An 18,507-nucleotide genomic window follows, 5' to 3' on the forward strand; every position below is an offset into this window, starting at 1 on the left:
CCCAGAGCCCGTCCGCTGAGCCTGTCGAAGCGCCGTGCGCCGCCTTTCGAATCCCGTTCGCTGAGCTTGTCGAAGCGCCGTGACCCGCCTCGAAGTGGGCCCCGTTCCCTTCGACAGGCTCAGGGAACACTCCCTGCAAACCCCCACCACCGCTGTTCGCTGAGCCTGTCGAAGCGCCGTGACCCGCCTCTCGAAGTGGGCCACGTTCCCTTCGACAGGCTCAGGGAGCACTCCCCCGTTCCCAGGGTCAACGGCGACCGTCCGCCTTCGCCGCCTTCGCCGCCCGACGCGCGCCCTTCGCGTCGGCCGTCTCGGCGTCGAGGAGGGCCTTCGTGCTCGTCAGGTCGCCGAGGGCCGGCCGCAGCCAGCGGGCGCGCGGGTTGGAGTCCACGAGCAGCATGCGCACGAGCAACGACAACGGGATGGCGAGAATGGCGCCGACAGGGCCGGCGACGACCGCCCAGAACAGCACGCTGAAGAAGGTGAGAGTCTGGCTCAGGGCGACGGCATTGCCGACGACCTTCGGCTGGATGATCGACTGGATGACGGCGTTGATGATGCCGTAGATGACGACGACCGCAACGACCAGAGGCCACCCGCCGACGAGCGCTCCGAAGACGAGCGGCGGGATGATCGCGATGAAGTACCCGATGTTGGGTATGAAGCTGCAGAGGAACGCGAGCATTCCCCAGAGCGCTGCGCCCGGAATGCCGAGCAGGGCGAGCGCGACGCCGTTGATCACACCCTGCGCGACGCCGAGCGCGGTGGTCACGACCATGTAGCTGCGCACTCCGTGGGCGAACTCGACGAGCGCGCTCACGAGGGCGGGCCGACGCGGCTCGAGCTGGTGCAGCAGCGTCGGCCCGAAGCCGGCATCCGCCGCCATCAGGATGAGCATGGTGAGCACGATGACCAAGCCGGTCGTGACGCCGGCCGCACTGCCGAGCAGCCCGCCCGCGAGCGCGACGAGACGGGAGGGATCGAAACCGGAGATGATGGCCTCAACCTGCGCCTGCCCGATGCCGAGGGAGGCCAGCCAATCGCCGAATGACTCCAGAGCGGCCTGCAGCTGAGGGCCGTAGTGGGGAAGCAACGTCGTGAATTGGGCGAAGGCCACGAAGAGCGCCCAGCCGAATGCCGCGAGCAGCAGGACCACGGTGAGGATGACGGATCCGGTCGCCAGTCCCCGCGGCACCCCGCGCTTGATCAGCGTTGTCCGGAGCGGGTGCACGCAGATGGTCAGGACGAGGGCGAGGAACGTCGGCGCGAAGATCGACTGGATCGCGGCGAGTCCGAAGGCCGAGACGGCCGCGCCGCCGAGCCCCATGAGGATGAATGCGGCCCGGTGCGGATCGGCGTCGCGCGAGGTCTCCCGAGGGGTATCGTCGCCGGATGCCGGTGCCGTTGAAGGTTCTGCAGCGCCCTTACGTCGAAACCACATCGGCCCTCCCGCAATCGCCTGCTGCCGTCGCTTCACCGTACGGCCGGCGCATGCGTCTGGCGGGGAGGCTCACCCGAGAGGAGTGAGGTTGTCTCGCCTCGAAGCGGTCGGGCGCGCCCCGCTCACAACTTCTCGATGGGCGCGATCTTGATGAGCAGCTTCTTCAGACCGGCGGTGTCGAACTGCACGTGTGCGACGCGCTTGCTGCCCTCGCCGGTGACCTGCGCCACGCGACCCTCGCCGAAGTTGTCGTGACGGATGCGGTCCCCCGCGACCAGTTCGAGGTCGCCGTTGTCTCGCACCTGGGCGCCGACCGTATTCGGCCAAGCCGCCTTGGGCCTGGATGCGGGCGGCAGGGCGTAGGCCGCCGCGCTGTCGTCGAAGTAGCCCGTGTCGCGCTGGCCGAACACGCGCCGGGCGTTCAGGGCGCGCGGTTGCGTTCCACCGCGGGAGTTCGCGGCGCCGGGCGATTGCCGCCACTCGATCAGCTCGCCGGGAATCTCCTGCAGGAACCGGCTCGGCATCGCCACGCTCGTGTCGCCGAACTGCGAGCGGGTCATCGCGAGCGAGAGGTAGAGCCGCTTCTTCGCGCGGGTGATGCCCACGTAGAACAGCCGGCGCTCCTCGGCGAGGCCGCCGGGCTCGTTCGCGCTCATCTTGTGCGGGAGCAGCTCCTCCTCGATGCCGGTGAGGAAGACCGCCTCGTACTCGAGGCCCTTCGCCGTGTGCAGGGTCATGAGCGAGACGGTTCCGGAGGAGTCGTCGAGCTCATCGGCCGCCGCCACGAGCGAGACCTGGGTGAGGAAGTCGACGAGCGTCGCATCCGTGTTCTCGCGCACGAAGTCGCGGGTCTGCGCCACGAGCTCCTCGACGTTCTCGGCGCGCGTCTCGTCTTGCGGGTCGCGGCTGGAGCGCAGCGCCTCGAGCAGCCCGCTCTCGGTGACGAGGTGGGTGAGCACGTCGGAGACCTTCGAGGCGCCACCCGGCCGTGCCGGGTCGGCCATCGCGGCCGCCTCGTCGAGCAGTCGTGCCAGCGACAGGATGGCGCCGGTCACCTTGGGACCGAGTCCGAGCCCGCCAGCCTCGCGCATGGCGTCGCGGAAGGTGATGCCGTTCGTCTCGGCGAACGTCGCCAACTGCGTCTCGGTGGCCGGTCCGATGCCGCGCTTGGGAGTGTTCAGGATGCGACGCAGGGCCAGCTCGTCCTGCGGATTGGCGACGGCGATGAGGTAGGCCATCGCATCCTTGATCTCGGCGCGCTCGTAGAACTTGGTGCCGCCGACCACGCGGTAGGGCAGCGCCGAGCGCACGAAGATCTCCTCGAGCGGACGCGTCTGCGAGTTGACGCGGTAGAACACGGCGATGTCGCGGTACGCCATGCCGGCCCGGTGCAGGGCCTCGATCTCGTCGGCCACGAACTGCGCCTCGTCGTGACCGGAGTACCCGGTATAGCCGACGATCTTCTCGCCGTTGCCGACCGCGGTCCAGAGGTTCTTGGCCTTGCGGTCGAAGTTGTTCTCGATGACGGAGTTCGCCGCAGAGAGGATGTTCTGCGTCGAGCGATAGTTCTGTTCGAGCAGAATGACCGTCGCGCCCGGAAAGTCGCGCTCGAACTCGACGATGTTGCGGATGTCGGCGCCGCGGAACGCGTAGATGGACTGGTCGGAGTCGCCCACGACCGTCAGGGATGCGCCGGGGATGACCCCGGAATCGTCCTGCAGGTTGGCCACGTGCAGGCCGTCGCGCTCCATCGCATCCGCGAGGTCGGCGGGAACCGGCCTCGTCAGTTCCTGGATGAGGGCGTACTGGGCGTGGTTGGTGTCCTGGTACTCGTCGACGAGCACGTGCCGGAACCGCCGCTGGTAGAGGGCCGCGGTGTCGGGAAAGGCACGGAAGAGGTAGACCGTCTCGGCGATGAGGTCATCGAAGTCGAGCGCGCCGGCAGAACGCAGCGTACGGGTGTACTGCCGGAAGATCTCGAGGAACGTTGCCTCTTTGGGGTCGCTGAGGTTCGCGCCGCGGGCGTAGGTGTCGGCATCCGTCAGCTCGTTCTTGAGCTTTGAGATGCGCGCCGCCGCGTTGGCCGGGGTGAAACCGAGCGTGTCGGCCTCGAGCACCTTGATGATGCGCTTCAGCACCGTGCGGCTGTCGGCCGAGTCGTAGATGGTGAAGGTCTGGGTGAGGCCCATCTTGGCCGCCTCGCGCCGCAGGATGCGCACGCACGCGGAGTGGAACGTCGAGATCCACATGCCGGATGAGGCGTCGCCGACGAGCGCCGCGACGCGCTCGCGCATCTCGGCCGCCGCCTTGTTGGTGAAGGTGATCGCCAGGATCTGGCTCGGCCACGCCTCTCGGGTGTCGAGCAGGCCGGCGATGCGATGGGTGAGCACGCGGGTCTTGCCCGATCCGGCTCCGGCGACGATGAGCAGGGCAGGGCCGCGGTACTCGACGGCCGCGCGTTGCTGCGGGTTCAGGCCCTCGGTGAGCCCGCTCGAGATGCCGGGTCCGCCGCCCTCACGCGGGTCGTGGACGATGATCGGGGCGGAGGACTGGGAGTCGGAAACGGTGCTCATGGGCGTGCTCAAGTCTAGGCCGCCTCCCTGACATCCCGGCGGTCCTCGACGGGAAGGCCGACGTCACGCACTCGGCCGTCGTCGGCGCGTCCATGCGAGGAGCGCACCACCGACAGCGCAGGTCACGGCGGCGGCCGCGCAGAGGAGCGCGACCATGGCGCCCGAAAGGTCTTCTCCCGTCGCCGCGAGCCGGCTCGGCCCTCCGGAGGCACCGCCGGTCGAGGGCGAGGCCGCGGCCGGCGCCCCCGGCGCCGCGCTCGGGATCGTCGGGGCCGGGGACGGGGTCGGGGACGGCGGGCCGCCGACCTCGGAGAGCACGACCGTCGTCTGCGCCGAGGCGCTCACGGGAGCGTCGTTGGATGCCCGTCGACCGCTCACCACGACGCGTGCCGTGAGTGTCGGTGCCGCGGCAGCCTTCGTCGCCGAGGAGCGCTGTTCGACCGTCGGCGGTGCCGCGGCGATGCTGGAGCAGGTGATCGTGACCGTGGCAGACGGGTCGAGAGTTCCGACCGACCGCGTCGGGCAATCGGCGATGCTCGCCTGGACGTCGAGCACCGCTTCATCACCGGGGTTGGTGATGCTCGCCCGCCACTGGATCGGCTGACCGGACTCGACAGGGTCCGGCGTGCCCGTCAGCGCCGCGGTGAGGGTGCCGGGCACGAGCGCCCGAACGGATGCCGTGGCGGTGGCCGTCGCCGCATCCGTGGCCGTCGCGGTGGCCGAGTATGCGAGCTGTCCCCGTGTCGTCGCGGTCGTCGAGCACGGCGCCAAGACCGCCAACGCCCCGGCAGCGATGGTGCCGATCGGTTGAACGCCGCAGGCCGAGGTGATCGCGACGCCGTGGACCGGGGCGTCACCGGTGTTCGTCACCGTTCCGCTCCAGCTCGTCGCCGACCCGACGAACACCGCATGCGGTGCGCCGGCAACCGCGAGCTCGAGGGGTCCGGGCACCCGCACGCGCACGGAGGCGGTGGCCGTAGCCGCGATCCTCTCGCCGGTTCCGGGAACGAGAGCCGAGAACGAGCCGGTCGCCTCGATGGGCCCCGATGCCGGCGCCGTGCTCGTACAGGTGATCGCGGGGGTGGAGGCACCGGCCGGCAACTCCCCGCGAATGTCTCAGCGGGACAGACTCTCGACGTCCACGCCGCATCCTGCAGCCGCGCTCCGCCGCTGTTGGTCAACTGCAGCGTCCAGGTGAGAGTCGCTCCGGGATCGACCGCGTCGACGGATGCCGTCAGCCTGGCGGTGAGGCCGGTCGGCAGCACATCGACGTAGCTGGTGACCGTGGGGTCGAGCGTGGTCCCGAGTTCGGGAACATCGGCGAGGAAGGTCGTGACGTTGACCGCGCGGCCGGACGCCGGCGCTCTCGTGACGCAGGAGAACACCGGCGTCTCGGCGCCGGGAGGAAAGGTGCCCGTGAAGCGCCTGGTGCCGCACGCGGAGCTGCTCCAGCCGAGGTCGGCGAGGTCGGTGGTGGATCCGCTGCTGTTCTCCGCAGCGAGGTACCAGGTGATCGACGCCCCCGGTTCGACGGGGTTCGGAGACCCGTAGCTCGTGGTGTAGAAATCGCGCACCGGCCCGTCGGCGAACGCTGTGGGCGAACCGACGAACGGCATTCCGGCGAGGAGTGCCGCCGCCGCGATGAGGCCCACCCAGAACCGAACGAACCCCCGGCTCGCCATGAGCCAACTGTGGTCTCGTTGTCGGCACCCGTCAAGATGTCGTGCCCGAGCTGCCGGGTCGCGTGGCGCCTCGAGCCCCGCGGGACGCGCGCCTCAGTTGGAGAGTGCCGAACGCGCCTCGACGGCGAGGTCGGGGTGGTCGGCGAAGACGCCGTCGACCCCGGTCGAGAGCACGAGTTCGAACTCGCCGAGCCAGTCCCCGTAGGCGCCCTTGGGCTTGCCCTGCCGGAACGCGGGAGCGAGGAAGCGGTTCTCGGGCCGGAGGGTCCACGTGAACACGAGCAGTCCGTTCGCGTGGGCGCTCCCCACGAGGGCGTCGCCGGCCGGCTCGCCCGCGGCATCCGTGCTCAGCAGGAGGGCTTTGTCGACGCTGATGCCGTCGACGGATTCGGCGAGGGACCGCAACCCGTCTTTCGTGAGGAAATCGGCGTACGGCCGTGCCCCGGCGCCGCGCGCGAGCACCTCGTCGTAGGGGGTGCCCGACTTCTCGAGCAGGAAGACCCGGCGCGCTCCCACTGCCCGGTTCGCCAGGTCGTGCAGCACCCCGAGCTCGAAGCACTCGAGGGTGAGGCGTTCGTCACGCGCCTGCCAGCCCGCGGCCGCGACCTCGGCGGCGAAGAGCTCGTCGAGGGGCAGCCCGATGCCCGCGAAATAGCTCGGATGCTTGATCTCGGCCACCATGCCGACGGGGGTACCGGCGTCGGCCGAGCGCTCGAGCAGTTCGAACAGGTCGCTCAGCCTCAGAAGCGGGTAGCGAGAGTCGAAGGTCGCGTTCGCGGGCCGCGTCTTCGGGATGCGCTCTCGCGCACCCAACGTCGAGAGCTCCGCCCACGTGAAGTCCTCGGTGAACCAGCCGGTGAGCGGCCTGCCGTCCACGACCTTCGTGGTGCGCCGCCGGACGAACTCCGGATGACGCGCCACGTCGGTCGTGCCGGAGATCTCGTTCTCGTGCCGCACGACGAGCACGCCGTCACGGGTGGCGACGATGTCGGGCTCCACCGCATCCGCCCCAAGCGCGATGGCCAGCCGGTAGGACGCCGCCGTGTGCTCCGGCCGGTAGCCGGGAGCGCCGCGATGGCCGATGACGAGCGGATGCGACGCGGATGCCATGCCCCAACGCTACTGTCGTGCACGCCTGCAGCGAATTCACGGCAATAATCCGCGCGCGCCGGGTAGATTCATAGGCAGCGGCCGTGGGCCGCGACACCCCCGCCTGAGAACGAAGGATCCCATGGCAACCAACCCGGCTTTCTCGCGTAACCCCGCTTTCAGCTCCAAGGGCACCGCCGTCGCGCCCGTGCCGACGGCATCGGCCGAGGAGCTGCAGGCGATGTACAGCGCGCCCGCCGCGAGCGCGGTGGACACCGACCGCATGACTGTCGAAGACACGGTCGTCAAGTCCGTCGTCGGCTTCGTCGTGCTCATCGCGGGCGCGGTCGTCGGCTACCTCATCACCCCGGCAGCCCCGGCGGTGTTCTGGATCGCCTCGATCGTCGGCTTCGTGCTGGCACTGGTCAACATCTTCAAGCGCGAACCCTCCGCCCCGCTCATCCTCGCCTACGCCGCGGCGCAGGGCATCTTCCTCGGCGGCATCTCGCTGATCTACGAGACGCAGTTCTCGGGCATCATCGCGCAGGCCGTCATCGCGACGCTCGCCGTCTTCGGCGTGACTCTCGCGCTGTTCGCGAGCGGCAAGGTGCGGGCGTCGAAGAAGGCGACCAAGATCTTCATGATCGCCCTGGGCTCGTACGTGGTGTTCTCGCTCGTCAACGTGGTGCTGATGCTGACCGGCGTCAACAAGGACCCGTGGGGCCTCTACGGCGCCGAGATCTTCGGCATCCCGCTCGGCCTGCTCATCGGCGTGCTCGTGGTCATCATGGGCGCCTACTCGCTCGTGCTCGACTTCGACGCCATCCAGCAGGGCGTGCGCAACCGCGCTCCCCGCAAGTACGGCTGGTCGGGTGCCTTCGGCATCATGGTCACGGTGATCTGGCTCTACGTCGAGATCCTGCGCATCATCGGCATCGCCCGCTCCAACTGACCAGTTACATCGAGAACGAGCCGTCCTTCGGGGCGGCTCGTTCCGTTTGCGCGGCACACCACCCCGGGTCGACTTGCCCTTTCCTGTGGGTTTGGGGCGCCTCGAACCCGCGAAAGGTGGCAAGTCGGGGTCGAGTCGGCCGCCTCAGGCGGTCGGCGGCCCCTCCACCAGGGCGGCGGCCTTGGCGAGCAGCACGTCGCGCTCGCGGATGTTGCCGGTGAGCTCCGCTGCGCGGGCGTACTCGGCCCGGGCCTGTTCCGTGCGACCGAGCCGGGCGAGCAGCTCCGCCCGCACGCTCGGCAGCAGGCGATAGCCCTCGAGCCTGCGGGATGCCGCGAGCTCGTCGACGATCTTCAGAGCGGTCGCGGGCCCGGTCGCCATGGCCACGGCCACGGCACGGTTGAGATCGACGACCGGCGACGGCGCGATGCGCCCGAGCGCCTCGTAGAGCACGACGATGCGCTCCCAGTCGGTCTGCTCGGTCGAGGGGGCGAGTGCATGGCATTCAGCGATCGCCGCCTGCAGGGCGTAGGTGCCGCGCCCCTGGCCGAGCGCATCCGCCCTCTCGAGCGCCGTTCGACCCCGCCGAATCTGCTCTCGATCCCACCTGCGACGATCCTGGTCGGCGAGCAGGATCGGCTCTCCAGCCGGTGTGAGCCGTGCGGGAAAGCGCGCCGCCGTGAGCTCCATCAGCGCGACGAGTGCGTGCGTCTCGGGCTCGCGTGGAACCAGCGCGGCCAGAACGCGGCCGAGCCGCAGCGCCTCATCGCACAGTTCGATGCGCATCCAGTCCTCGCCGCTGGATGCCGCGTAGCCCTCGTTGAAGATGAGGTAGATCACGGCGAGCACGGATGCCAGTCGCGCCGGCGCCTCCTGTCGGGAGGGCACCTCGAAGGGCACCTTCGCGGCCGCGAGCGTCTTCTTGGCCCGCACGATGCGTTGCTGCACGGTTGCCGTCGGCACGAGGAAGGCACGGGCGATCTGCTCGCTCGAGAGGCCACCGACCACGCGGAGCGTGAGCGCCACTTGGGCTTCCCGCGCGAGAACCGGGTGGCACGCGACGAAGACGAGCCGCAGCACGTCGTCGTCGATCTCGTCGGGGTTCCAGGGGCCGGCATCCGCCAGCAGGTCGTGCTCCAGCTCGCGCGCCAGAGCGGCGTAGCGGGCGTCGAGTCGTTCCTGTCGACGCCAGCCGTCGATCGCCCGCCGCTTGGCGACGGCCGTCAGCCAGGCGCCCGGATTGCGCGGAACGCCCTCGGCGGGCCACTGTCGCAGGGCGTCGACGAGCGCCTCCTGAGCGAGGTCCTCGGCCAGCCCGAAGTCCCCGACCACGCGGGTGAGGGTGGCGACGATCCGGGCGGCCTCGATGCGCCAGACGGCCTCGACCGCGCGGCGGGCGCGCACGTCGGCATCCGTCAATCTCGAGCTCGATTCCGTCATCGCCGCCCTCGCTCCCGCATCAGTTCGCGGGGATGTCTTCCCCGGCATCGCGGCGCCACTGCGCCTCCTTCTCGATCCACTCGTTGTCGGCCGGGAAGTCGGAGAGTTCCGTGACCCGGCGCACCTCGATCTTGGAGCCGGGGCCGAGCGGAACCCGCTTCGCCCACTCGACGGCCTCCTCGGCTGTCGCGACCTGGAGAATCCAGAAGCCGTTGAACAGTTCCTTGGTCTCTCCGTAGGGGCCGTCGGTCACCAGCGGAGGCTCTGCCGAGAAGTCGACGACGAATCCCTCGGACGCGTCGGTGAGACCATCGCCTCCGATCAGCACACCGGCCTTGATGAGCGCCTCGTTGTAACGGCCCATCGCCTCGATGACCTTCTCGAACGGCATCTGCTTGTACGCCTCGACGGCACTGTCGTCCGAGCGCATGATGAGCATGTACTTCACGGTGTTCTCCTTCATTCCGACAGGATGCGATTCATCCCCTCACCACTGCGTCGAACGGCGGGGCGGCCGATCGACACGTCGTGCGAAATTCTTCCGTGTGCTCAGACGGGGTCGGCGGCGAGACGTGCCGCGAGGTGCTCGGCGTCGCCGCGATACTGCTGCGCGTGACGCTCGAAGTCGGGCTCGTTCTCGTCGACGGCGCGACGTTCGGTGAACTCGGCCAGTTCGAGCAGGCGCTGCACCACGACCCGTTCGAGCTCGCCCGGCTCGAGTTCGATGCCGTAGGCCTCCGCGAGCAGCGCGAGGCGGCGCTCGCGCAATGGTTCGACGATCTGCACGTCGTCGCTCGAGCCCGGCGCGGTGAGCGGCACCATGCGGTAGGCGAGGTAGGCGATGTCCCACAGCCGCGGTCCCGGCGACGCGGTGTCGAAGTCGATCACGCCGACGCACTCGTCGTTCTCGTAGGCGAGGTTGTAGGGCGCGAAGTCGTTGTGGCAGATCACCTCGACGGGCTCGTGCGACGGCGAGCGCCAGACGGCGTCGTCGGGCAGGTCGGCGGCGAACGCGACGGAGGCGTCATGCACGGCCCGCAGCATCCGCGCGCTCGAGGTCAGAGCGTTCTCGTGCCACAGCCAAGCCGGGGCCGGGTAGAGCGGAACCTCGCCCTCGACGAACGACACCACCTCGCGGCCGAGGTCGTCGAACCCGAGCACGACGGGCAGACCCGGGATGCCCGACTGGGCCAGAGCGTCGAGCAGCCGGTGCACCGTGGGCGTCCACTCACCCACCGAACGGTGCACGCCGTCGTTCCGGATCTCGACATCGCTGTAGCTCACCCTGGCTGCCTTCTCTCGTTGGTGGACGGAACCGTGCGGCTGGCGCACCTCGGCCACCGGCCGGGCCTACGCCCCGCCGGTGGGAACTACTCCCACTCGATGGTGCCCGGCGGCTTCGACGTGACGTCGAGAACGACGCGGTTGACGCCGGCGACCTCGTTGGTGATGCGGTTCGAGATGCGGGCGAGCACGTCGTACGGCAGCCGGGTCCAGTCGGCCGTCATCGCGTCTTCGCTCGAGACCGGCCGCAGCACGATGGGGTGACCGTAGGTGCGGCCGTCACCCTGTACGCCGACGGAGCGCACGTCCGCGAGCAGCACAACGGGGCACTGCCAGATCTCGGCGTCGAGTCCGGCGCTGCTGAGTTCGGCGCGCACGATGGCATCCGCCTGCCGCAGCAGCTCGAGGCGGTCCTCGGTGACCTCGCCGACGATGCGGATGCCGAGGCCGGGGCCGGGGAAGGGCTGGCGACCGACGATGGCCTCGGGAAGCCCGAGCTCGCGGCCGATGGCGCGCACCTCGTCTTTGAAGAGGGTGCGCAGCGGTTCGACGAGCTCGAACTGCAGGTCTTCGGGCAGCCCGCCGACGTTGTGGTGGCTCTTGATGTTGGCCGTGCCCGTTCCGCCGCCCGACTCGACGACGTCGGGGTAGAGCGTTCCCTGCACGAGGAAGCGGATGGGCTCGCCGTCGGCCGCGGCCTCGGCCACGAGGTCGGCCTCGGCCCGCTCGAAGGCGCGGATGAACTCGCGGCCGATGATCTTGCGCTTCTGCTCGGGATCGGTGACCCCGGCGAGCGCCGTGAGGAACACCTCGCGGGCGTCGATCGTGACCAGGCGGATGCCGGTGGCGGCCACGTAGTCCTCTTCGACCTGGCGGCGCTCGTCCTGGCGCAGCAGGCCGTGATCGACGAAGACGCACACGAGCTGGTCGCCGACCGCCTCGTGCACGATCGCCGCCGCGACAGCGGAGTCCACACCGCCCGAGAGGCCCGCGATGACGCGGGCGCCGCCGACCTGCGCGCGGATCTTCTCCACCTGCTCGGCGATCACGTTTCCGCTGTTCCAGTCGGCAGCGATGCCGGCCGCCTTGTGCAGGAAGTTCACGATGACGTCTTGGCCGTACTCGGAGTGCTTGACCTCGGGGTGCCACTGCACGCCGTAGAAGCGCTTCTCGTCGTTGGCGAACGCGGCGACGGGGGTCGAGGCGCTCGACGCGAGCACGTCGAAGCCCTCAGGGGCGATGGAGACCGAGTCGCCGTGGCTCATCCACACCGTCTGCGCCGACGGCTGGCCGCCCAGCAGCGCGTTGCCGTCATCCGTCAGTGCGGTCACCGCGGTCGAGCCGTACTCGCGCTGGCCCGTGTGCGCCACCTCGCCGCCGAGCTGCTTGGCCATCACCTGGAAGCCGTAGCAGATGCCCAGGGTGGGCACCCCGAGTTCGAGGATGCCCTCGTCGAGCGCGGGCGCGCCCTCTTCGTAGACCGACGATGGACCGCCCGAGAGCACGATGCCGATCGGGTTCTTCGCCGCGATCTCCTCGGCCGTGATGGTGTGGGGCACGATCTCCGAGTACACGGATGCCTCACGCACCCGCCGCGCGATGAGCTGGGCGTATTGGGCGCCGAAGTCGACGACGAGAACGGGCCGCTGTTCGGTGTCGCTCATTTGGCTCCCTCGCTCGCCGATGCTGCCGGGGTAGTCGGGGTCGCCGGGGTGGTCGGGGTGGTCGCCGGCGCCACCGCATCCGCCTCGCGCCGGGCCAGGTATTCACGCACCTCGCGCGAGAAGCGCGCCTCGAGGAAGAACGAGAGCAGCGGAACGACGCCGCCGAGGGCGATCACGATGAAGCGCGAGAACGGCCAGCGCATCAGGCTCCACAGCCGGAAGTCGGCGAAGAGGTAGACCACGTAGAACCAGCCGTGCACGATGAGGATGCCCGTCGACAGGTTGACGCCGGTCACGGTGTCTCGCGGAACGAGGGCGAGGAATCCGTGGCGGCCCGCCAGTTCGATCTCGTACCCGAGCGCGTACTTCAGCAGCATCTCGATGCAGAGCAGCAGCAGCAGGCATCCGGTGATGATCGACGCGACCTGGTAGAACCTCACCGCCCCGCGGATGCGCGGAAAATCAACGGGCTTCGGTTCGAGCGGCATGCCTCAATTCTAGGGCTGCGAAAGCTGGCCGTTCTCCTCGGTCTGCGCCGTCTCCTCGGCCTGCGCCGTCTCCTCGGCCTGCGCCGTCTCCTCCGCCTCCTCGAGCTCGCGGTTGTAGGCATCGCGCACGAGCCGGTACCAGAGGAAGACGGCGAAGCCCGCGAACACCGCCCACTCGATGGCGTAGAAGACGTTGAGCCAGTTCAGCTCCACCTGCACGCTCGGCGGCGGCGAGCTGATCTGCTCCAGGCCGGATGCCGCGTCGCGGTCGATGACGTACGCCCAGTACACGTCGTGCGCGTCGAAGTCGGCCCACAGGTTTATGAGCGCGGCCACGGCGACCGTCGTCATCTCGTGGGCCGGGTGGCCCTCCGCGGGCACCTCGGGCGCCTCGGTGGGCAGCAGGCGCCCCGTCACCGTCACGGTTTCCTGCCCGTTGCCCTGTGCCAGCTCGGCGGCGGCCTTCGCGGCCTGCTTCTTGTCGGCCGTCCAGCCACGAGCGATCGGGATGCCGGGAGTGCCGTCGGCATCCACCGCGAGATGGCTGACCACCCAGTAGCCGGTGGCGCCGTCGTTCAGGCGTCCGGTGATGACCTGCTCGTCGCCCGGAACCCAGTGGCCGCTCACCTGCACCAGCTGGCCCGTCGAGGTCTGCCGGATGGGTCCGCCGGGCGTGGCCGCATCCGACAACGGCTTCACCGTCTCGGTGTCGCGCTTCTCGACGTGCCCCGATTCGACGGCACGGCTCAGCTGCCACTGGCCGAGCACCGCGAATCCCGAGGCGACCGCGAGGGCGAACAGCAGGGCGAGCACCCAGCGCGGGCGCACCATCATTCGGAGCATTCGGGTTCAGTCGTCCTGATCGTTGCGCGGGCGGGTGTCCGTCCCATTCTCGTTCACGTCGAGCAGCCGATCGATCGCCTTCTGGGTCTCCTGCTCGCTGCGGGTGCCGATCTCGCTCGTCGCCGCCTCCACCAGGGCGATCTCCTCGTCGAGCATGGCGTCACGCGGGGCCTTCGTGGCAGCGGGCGGGGTCTTCTTCTTCGGCAGGATGGCGGCGCCGATGCGTTCGGAGTTGGCGGCGAGAATGGGGCCGAGAATCGACATCACGAGCACGTAGAGGCCCGCGAACGGCGTGATGCGATCATCGAGCCCGGCGCCGAGGGAGAGCGTGGCGAGGATGAGCGCGAACTCGCCACGGTTCTGCAGGATGACCGCGGCGTTGATGCCCGCCTGCGGCCCGAGCTTGTTGAGCCAGGCGACGAGCTGCCCGGCGGCAACGTTGAGCACGATCGTCATGACGACGGCGAGCACGACCGGCAGGGCGACGCCAGGGAAGTCGGCGATGTTCATCGTGAGGCCGAAGTTGAGGAAGAAGAAGGCGGCGAACACGTCGCGCAGCGGCAGGGCCGTGTGCTCGATCTTGTTGCGGAACCGGGTGGCGCCGAGCACGAGGCCGATGAGGAAGGCGCCGATGGCATCCGTCACCCCGAGCACCTCGCCGATGCCGCCGAAGAGCACCGCCAGCCCGAAGAACAGGATGGTGAACAGCTCTTCGTCCTTGGTGCGGAACAGGCGGCTGACGAAGCGGCCACCCCAGCGCGCGACGATGAACATGACGATGAGGAACGTGAACGCCACACCGAGCTTCAGCAGGATGGGACCCAGATCGCGTTCCCCCGAGAGCACGACGGAGACGATGGCGAGGTAGATGGCGATGAAGATGTCTTCGACAACGGTGACACCGAGGATCATCGGGGTCTCGCGGTTGGGCAGGCGCTTCAGTTCGATGAGCAGCTTCGTCACGATGGCGCTCGAACTGGTGGCGGTGATGCCGGCGATGACGAGCGCCTCGCGGGTGCCCCATCCGACGAGGAAGCCGAAGGCCAGGCCCGCCGCCATGTTGATGAGGATGTAGCTGCCGCCGGAGACGATGAGCCGGCCGAAGTTGCCGAAGAACTCGTCTTGATCGAACTCCAGCCCCAGGTTGAACAGCAGCAGGATGAGGCCGAAGACGGCGATGAGCTCGATGTAGTGGTTCTCGAAGTTGAGGGGGAACCATCCGGTGTGCGGACTCGCGAGCAGCCCGACGATCATGTAGATCGGGATCGTCGGCAGGCCGACGAACTTGCCGAGCCTGCCCAGGATGTAGGCGACGAGCAGCAGCAGGCCGAGAACGATCAGGTCTTCGCCGAAGTGCATGCTCAGCCTCCGGGGGATGCGTCGGCGGCGCGGCTGCCTGAGCGGAAGAACGCGAAGGCCTTGGCCACCTTCTCGGGTGCTCCCGCGACCACGAGGGTGTCGCCGGGGAACGCCTTGAAGTCGGGGGCGGGTGCCGGATGCGCGGCTTCGCCGCGAACGACGGCCACGACGGTGACGCCCGGAACGCCGCTGTCGGCGGGGCCGCCGAGGGGCTGGCCGGCGATGTGGTCGTCGTAGTCCACGGTGAACCAGTCGATGGACAGTCCGGGAATCTGGTCGAGCGCCGTGAGGGTCTCGGTGATCTGGGTGCCGCCGAGCAGCTCCGCGAGGGTGTGCGCCTCATCCTCGGTGAGACGCAGCGACACCTTCTCGGCATCGCTCGCCTCATCGGAGAAGGTGATGAGGTCGCTCGGGCCGGAGCGATGGGCGATGACGCCGACCTTGCCGCCGTCATCCGTGATGAAGGTATGCAGCACCCCGACGCCGGGAAGCTTCACCCGCCGAACATCAACCATGGTTGGGCTCCTGAAGTCTTGGGGGCAGTGGTTCCAGCCTAACGAACGCCGCTCGCGCCCCCTCGCCCTCCCCGGCCCTCCGGCCCCGGCCCGGCGCCGCCCTTCCTCCCGCCGTTGAACCATTTCGTCGCCGTTGAGCCGCTTCTGACGGATCAAGGGGCACCAAATGGTTCAACGGCGGGCATGAGAGGCGACCTTCACCACTTATCCACGGGCGGTGGCGCGTCCCCACTCATCCACCGATCGCGGACGGGCCGCGAACAGTCGCCTCTATGGGAGGAGGCTCACGTTATGTCTCCTCCATCCGCGCCCTTCGACGGCGTGCAGTTCGCATCCCAAGCGCGCCTGCGCGGCGAGACCTCCGCTCTGCAAAATGCCGCCCGGCGGGGTGAACTGCGCGCGCTGCGCCGTGGCGCATTCATCGATCAGACAACGTGGGACTCCCTGGCTCCACTCGATCGATATCTGAGAAAGCTGGCGGCGGTCGCGGGCACACGGTCGGATGCCGTCTTCTCCGGTGTCTCCGCGGCCGCACTTCACGGTCTGCCCATCATCGGCGACTGGGACGATGACGTCCATCTCGTGTGCCCGTCATCCGTGGGTGGCAAGAAGAGAAGCGGCGTCGTCGAACACTACCGTCGCGGCGATGAAGCGATCGTGTCTGTCGATGGATTCATGGCGACGTCGGTTCCGCAGACGGTGGTCGAGGTCGCGCGCGTCTCGAGTTTTCTCATCGGCGTGACAATCGCGGACGCTGCACTTCGCGTCGACCGGTTCGACCGTCAGCGCCCGTTATGCACGGCGGACGAACTCCGCGGGGCATACGAGCAACGACTGCCCTTTCCCGGTAGCCGTAAAGTGCGCCACGTTTTGGACTTCGCCGTCTCCGCAGCAGACACACCGCTGGAGTCGCTGAGCAGAGTCGTCATGTGGGAGGAGGGATTTGCGATGCCCACCCTGCAACACCGACTATGGCTGCCGCGGAGTGGCAGGTGGATCTGGCTCGATTTCGCGTGGCTCGAGTACAACGCGTTCGGCGAATCAGACGGCAACGGCAAGTACCTCGGCAGCGAAGATCTCACCGGCGTCGATGCTCGAAACGTCGTGATCCGAGAGAAGAATCGCGAGAACGAGGTGCGAGCACTCGGCCATCGCCTCGATCGCTGGGACTGGGCGGAGGCCCGGAGTCGAAGAGCACTGAGGGCGAAGTTGCTACAACTCGGCATCCCCATCGTTCGCAAACCGACCCACGCGCAGCACTCCCGTCGCAATCACACCGCCTTTGAACCATCTGGTCGCGATTGATCCGCACCTGGCGGGTCAAAGCGCACCAAATGGTTCAAAGGCGGGGCGGGGCGCGGGGTTACTCCACCGGCTGGATGTCCGGGGCCTCAAGACGCACGCGGTCGGCGGATGCGTCGTCGGGCTCCTCCTGCGAGGCACGCTCCGCGGCCACCCGCTTCAGGTAGTTGGCCACCTCGCTCTGCCTGCGCGCCTCATCCCAGCCGAGCACGCCGCCCATGAGCTCCGCGGCGACCGGGGCCGCCGAGACGCCGCGGTCCCACGCCTCGATCGAGATGCGGGTGCGGCGCGCGAGCACGTCCTCGAGGTGCAGCGCCCCCTCGTGCGAGGCGGCGTAGACCACCTCGGCCGCGATGTAGTCGTCGGCGCCGGGAAGCGGCTCGGCGAGCTTCGGGTCGGAACGGATGAGGTCGAGCAGCTCGTCGGTGAGCGTTCCGTAGCGGTTGAGCAGGTGCTCGACGCGCACCTTGTGCAGCCCGAACGCCTTCGCGATCTTGCCGCGCTTGTTCCACGCCGCGTGGTACCCCTCTGCCCCGAGCAGCGGGATCGTCTGCGTCGTCGAGGGCGGGATGCGGCCGTCGAGCGCGTCGGCGGCAGCGTCGATCGCATCCTTCGCCATGATGCGGTACGTGGTCCACTTGCCGCCGGCAACGACGACCAGGCCGGGAACCGTGTGGGCCACGACATGCTCGCGCGAGAGCTTGGAGGTCTGCTCGCTCTCACCGGCGAGCAGCGGCCGCAGACCGGCGTAGACGCCCTCGACGTCTTCGCGGGTGAGCTTGAGGGCGAGCACCTGGTTCACGTGCTCGAGCAGGTAGTCGATGTCGGCGGCCGTCGCCGCGGGGTGCGCCTTGTCGAGGTTCCAGTCGGTGTCGGTCGTTCCGATGAGCCAGTGCCGACCCCACGGGATGACGAACAGCACGCTCTTCTCGGTGCGCAGCAGCAGCCCCATCGAGCTCTGGAATCGATCGCGCGGCACCACGAGGTGGATGCCCTTCGAGGCGCGCACGTGGAAGGTGCCGCGCTCCCCCACCATGCGCTGGGTGTCGTCGGTCCAGACTCCGGTCGCGTTCACGACCTGCTTGGCCCGCACGTCGAAGCGCTCGCCCGTCTGCAGGTCGTGCGCGTGCACGCCCACGACGCGCTCGCCCACCTTGATGAAGCCCTCCACGCGTACGCGCGTGGCCACGTGGGAGCCGTAGAAGGATGCGGTGCGCCCGAGCGAGGACACGTAACGGGCGTCGTCGACCTGGGCGTCGTAGTACGTGATGCCGCCGACGAGCGCATCGTTGGCGAGCGAGGGGATGGACCGCATCACCTGGCGCTTGCTGAGGTGGCGGTGGTGCGGAACGCCAGGAGGCCGCCCGCCGCTGTAGCTGAAGATGTCGTAGAGCAGCATGCCGGAGCCGATGTAGAAGCGCTCGAACACCCGCTTCTTCAGCGGGTAGAGAAAGCGCACCGGCTTCACGAGGTGCGGTGCGAGCTCCTGCAGCAGCAGGCCGCGTTCGATCAGCGCCTCGCGCACGAGTCGGAAGTCCAGTTGCTCGAGGTAACGGATGCCGCCGTGCACGAGCTTGGACGACCGGCTCGAGGTGCCCGACGCGAAGTCGCGCTGCTCGAGCAGTCCGACCGACAGCCCGCGTGTCACGGCATCCAGCGCAGCGCCGGTGCCGACGATGCCGCCGCCGACCACGAGAACGTCGAGTTCCCGATCCTTCATGCGCTCCAGCGCCGCCGCACGTTCCTCTGGTCCGAGCTTGGACGACCTGCTGACCGAATTCGTCGCTGCCATAGCTGCCTCCGATGGGGATGGATCACTCTCGACGTTAGGCCATCCCGCCACCACATGCACCGGATTGCCGAGGTTCCACAGCT

Annotated in this window: 16 protein-coding genes; 3 read left to right on the forward strand and 13 right to left on the reverse strand. The window is 68.8% G+C overall.

Features of this window, described 5'->3' with window-relative positions; all coding sequences use genetic code 11:
- Positions 1–247: 247 nt before the first annotated feature.
- From WDJ51_RS06480 to WDJ51_RS06490, 3 genes are all read right to left on the reverse strand, one after another.
- Positions 248–1,441: an AI-2E family transporter gene (locus tag WDJ51_RS06480; RefSeq protein WP_337851621.1), complete on the reverse strand. Its 1,194-nt coding sequence runs from the start codon at positions 1,439–1,441 to the stop codon at positions 248–250.
- 122 nt (positions 1,442–1,563) lie between these two features.
- Entirely contained in the window at positions 1,564–4,014 is a 2,451-nt protein-coding gene (locus WDJ51_RS06485) for an ATP-dependent helicase (protein WP_337851622.1), read from the reverse strand.
- A 63-nt stretch (positions 4,015–4,077) separates the two neighbouring features.
- Positions 4,078–5,115 (reverse strand): hypothetical protein, encoded by a 1,038-nt coding sequence (locus tag WDJ51_RS06490; protein ID WP_337851623.1) that lies wholly within the window; start codon positions 5,113–5,115, stop codon positions 4,078–4,080.
- A gap of 231 nt (positions 5,116–5,346) precedes the next feature.
- Here WDJ51_RS06490 and WDJ51_RS06495 point away from each other — a divergent pair, with 231 nt between their 5' ends.
- Positions 5,347–5,565 carry a hypothetical protein gene (locus WDJ51_RS06495; RefSeq protein ID WP_337851624.1) on the forward strand — a complete coding sequence of 73 codons (219 nt, stop codon included), beginning with the start codon at positions 5,347–5,349 and terminating at the stop codon, positions 5,563–5,565.
- Positions 5,566–5,789: 224 nt separating this feature from the next.
- On the opposite strand, the gene WDJ51_RS06500 is transcribed toward WDJ51_RS06495, so the two are convergent.
- A complete protein-coding gene (locus WDJ51_RS06500) occupies positions 5,790–6,806 on the reverse strand; it encodes a glycerophosphodiester phosphodiesterase family protein (RefSeq protein ID WP_337851625.1) in 1,017 nt (338 codons plus the stop codon).
- Between the two features lie 121 nt (positions 6,807–6,927).
- Here WDJ51_RS06500 and WDJ51_RS06505 point away from each other — a divergent pair, with 121 nt between their 5' ends.
- Positions 6,928–7,737 carry a Bax inhibitor-1/YccA family protein gene (locus tag WDJ51_RS06505; RefSeq protein WP_337851626.1) on the forward strand — a complete coding sequence of 270 codons (810 nt, stop codon included), beginning with the start codon at positions 6,928–6,930 and terminating at the stop codon, positions 7,735–7,737.
- 144 nt (positions 7,738–7,881) lie between these two features.
- Here the strand turns inward: WDJ51_RS06505 and WDJ51_RS06510 are convergent, their stop codons facing one another.
- The 8 genes from WDJ51_RS06510 to WDJ51_RS06545 form a co-directional block, all read right to left on the reverse strand.
- Positions 7,882–9,177 (reverse strand): RNA polymerase sigma factor, encoded by a 1,296-nt coding sequence (locus WDJ51_RS06510; RefSeq protein WP_337851627.1) that lies wholly within the window; start codon positions 9,175–9,177, stop codon positions 7,882–7,884.
- A gap of 19 nt (positions 9,178–9,196) precedes the next feature.
- Positions 9,197–9,625, reverse strand: a complete 429-nt coding sequence (locus tag WDJ51_RS06515) for a YciI family protein (RefSeq protein ID WP_337851746.1) — start codon at positions 9,623–9,625, stop codon at positions 9,197–9,199.
- A gap of 101 nt (positions 9,626–9,726) precedes the next feature.
- Entirely contained in the window at positions 9,727–10,461 is a 735-nt protein-coding gene (locus WDJ51_RS06520) for an aminoglycoside phosphotransferase family protein (RefSeq protein WP_337851628.1), read from the reverse strand.
- A gap of 86 nt (positions 10,462–10,547) precedes the next feature.
- Positions 10,548–12,125 (reverse strand): glutamine-hydrolyzing GMP synthase, encoded by a 1,578-nt coding sequence (gene guaA, locus WDJ51_RS06525; RefSeq protein ID WP_337851629.1) that lies wholly within the window; start codon positions 12,123–12,125, stop codon positions 10,548–10,550.
- Positions 12,122–12,613, reverse strand: coding sequence for a DUF3817 domain-containing protein (locus WDJ51_RS06530; protein ID WP_337851630.1), 492 nt, complete (start codon positions 12,611–12,613; stop codon positions 12,122–12,124). The genes guaA and WDJ51_RS06530 overlap by 4 nt, the downstream gene beginning before the upstream one ends.
- A 9-nt stretch (positions 12,614–12,622) precedes the next feature.
- A complete protein-coding gene (locus WDJ51_RS06535) occupies positions 12,623–13,447 on the reverse strand; it encodes an SURF1 family protein (RefSeq protein ID WP_337851631.1) in 825 nt (274 codons plus the stop codon).
- Positions 13,448–13,462: 15 nt separating this feature from the next.
- Positions 13,463–14,815 (reverse strand): cation:proton antiporter, encoded by a 1,353-nt coding sequence (locus tag WDJ51_RS06540; protein WP_337851632.1) that lies wholly within the window; start codon positions 14,813–14,815, stop codon positions 13,463–13,465.
- A gap of 2 nt (positions 14,816–14,817) precedes the next feature.
- Entirely contained in the window at positions 14,818–15,330 is a 513-nt protein-coding gene (locus WDJ51_RS06545; protein ID WP_337851633.1) for a cation:proton antiporter regulatory subunit, read from the reverse strand.
- Between the two features lie 321 nt (positions 15,331–15,651).
- Between WDJ51_RS06545 and WDJ51_RS06550 the strand changes: the two genes are divergently transcribed.
- Positions 15,652–16,635: a hypothetical protein gene (locus WDJ51_RS06550; RefSeq protein WP_337851634.1), complete on the forward strand. Its 984-nt coding sequence runs from the start codon at positions 15,652–15,654 to the stop codon at positions 16,633–16,635.
- Positions 16,636–16,693: 58 nt separating this feature from the next.
- On the opposite strand, the gene WDJ51_RS06555 is transcribed toward WDJ51_RS06550, so the two are convergent.
- Entirely contained in the window at positions 16,694–18,424 is a 1,731-nt protein-coding gene (locus tag WDJ51_RS06555) for a glycerol-3-phosphate dehydrogenase/oxidase (protein WP_337851635.1), read from the reverse strand.
- Between the last annotated feature and the right edge of the window lie 83 nt (positions 18,425–18,507).

This window comes from Rathayibacter sp. YIM 133350 (assembly GCF_037404875.1).
GTDB lineage: Bacteria > Actinomycetota > Actinomycetes > Actinomycetales > Microbacteriaceae > Orlajensenia.

What these genes read in the sequence shown, in the direction of transcription:
- WDJ51_RS06510 (WP_337851627.1), bottom strand. Translation starts at nt 9,177, where the DNA reads ATGACGGAATCGAGCTCGAGATTGACGGATGCCGACGTGCGCGCCCGC.
- guaA (WP_337851629.1), bottom strand. Translation starts at nt 12,125, where the DNA reads ATGAGCGACACCGAACAGCGGCCCGTTCTCGTCGTCGACTTCGGCGCC.
- WDJ51_RS06540 (WP_337851632.1), bottom strand. Translation starts at nt 14,815, where the DNA reads ATGCACTTCGGCGAAGACCTGATCGTTCTCGGCCTGCTGCTGCTCGTC.
- WDJ51_RS06500 (WP_337851625.1), bottom strand. Translation starts at nt 6,806, where the DNA reads ATGGCATCCGCGTCGCATCCGCTCGTCATCGGCCATCGCGGCGCTCCC.
- WDJ51_RS06545 (WP_337851633.1), bottom strand. Translation starts at nt 15,330, where the DNA reads ATGGTTGATGTTCGGCGGGTGAAGCTTCCCGGCGTCGGGGTGCTGCAT.
- WDJ51_RS06555 (WP_337851635.1), bottom strand. Translation starts at nt 18,424, where the DNA reads ATGGCAGCGACGAATTCGGTCAGCAGGTCGTCCAAGCTCGGACCAGAG.
- WDJ51_RS06505 (WP_337851626.1), top strand. Translation starts at nt 6,928, where the DNA reads ATGGCAACCAACCCGGCTTTCTCGCGTAACCCCGCTTTCAGCTCCAAG.
- WDJ51_RS06535 (WP_337851631.1), bottom strand. Translation starts at nt 13,447, where the DNA reads ATGATGGTGCGCCCGCGCTGGGTGCTCGCCCTGCTGTTCGCCCTCGCG.
- WDJ51_RS06485 (WP_337851622.1), bottom strand. Translation starts at nt 4,014, where the DNA reads ATGAGCACCGTTTCCGACTCCCAGTCCTCCGCCCCGATCATCGTCCAC.
- WDJ51_RS06480 (WP_337851621.1), bottom strand. Translation starts at nt 1,441, where the DNA reads ATGTGGTTTCGACGTAAGGGCGCTGCAGAACCTTCAACGGCACCGGCA.
- WDJ51_RS06530 (WP_337851630.1), bottom strand. Translation starts at nt 12,613, where the DNA reads ATGCCGCTCGAACCGAAGCCCGTTGATTTTCCGCGCATCCGCGGGGCG.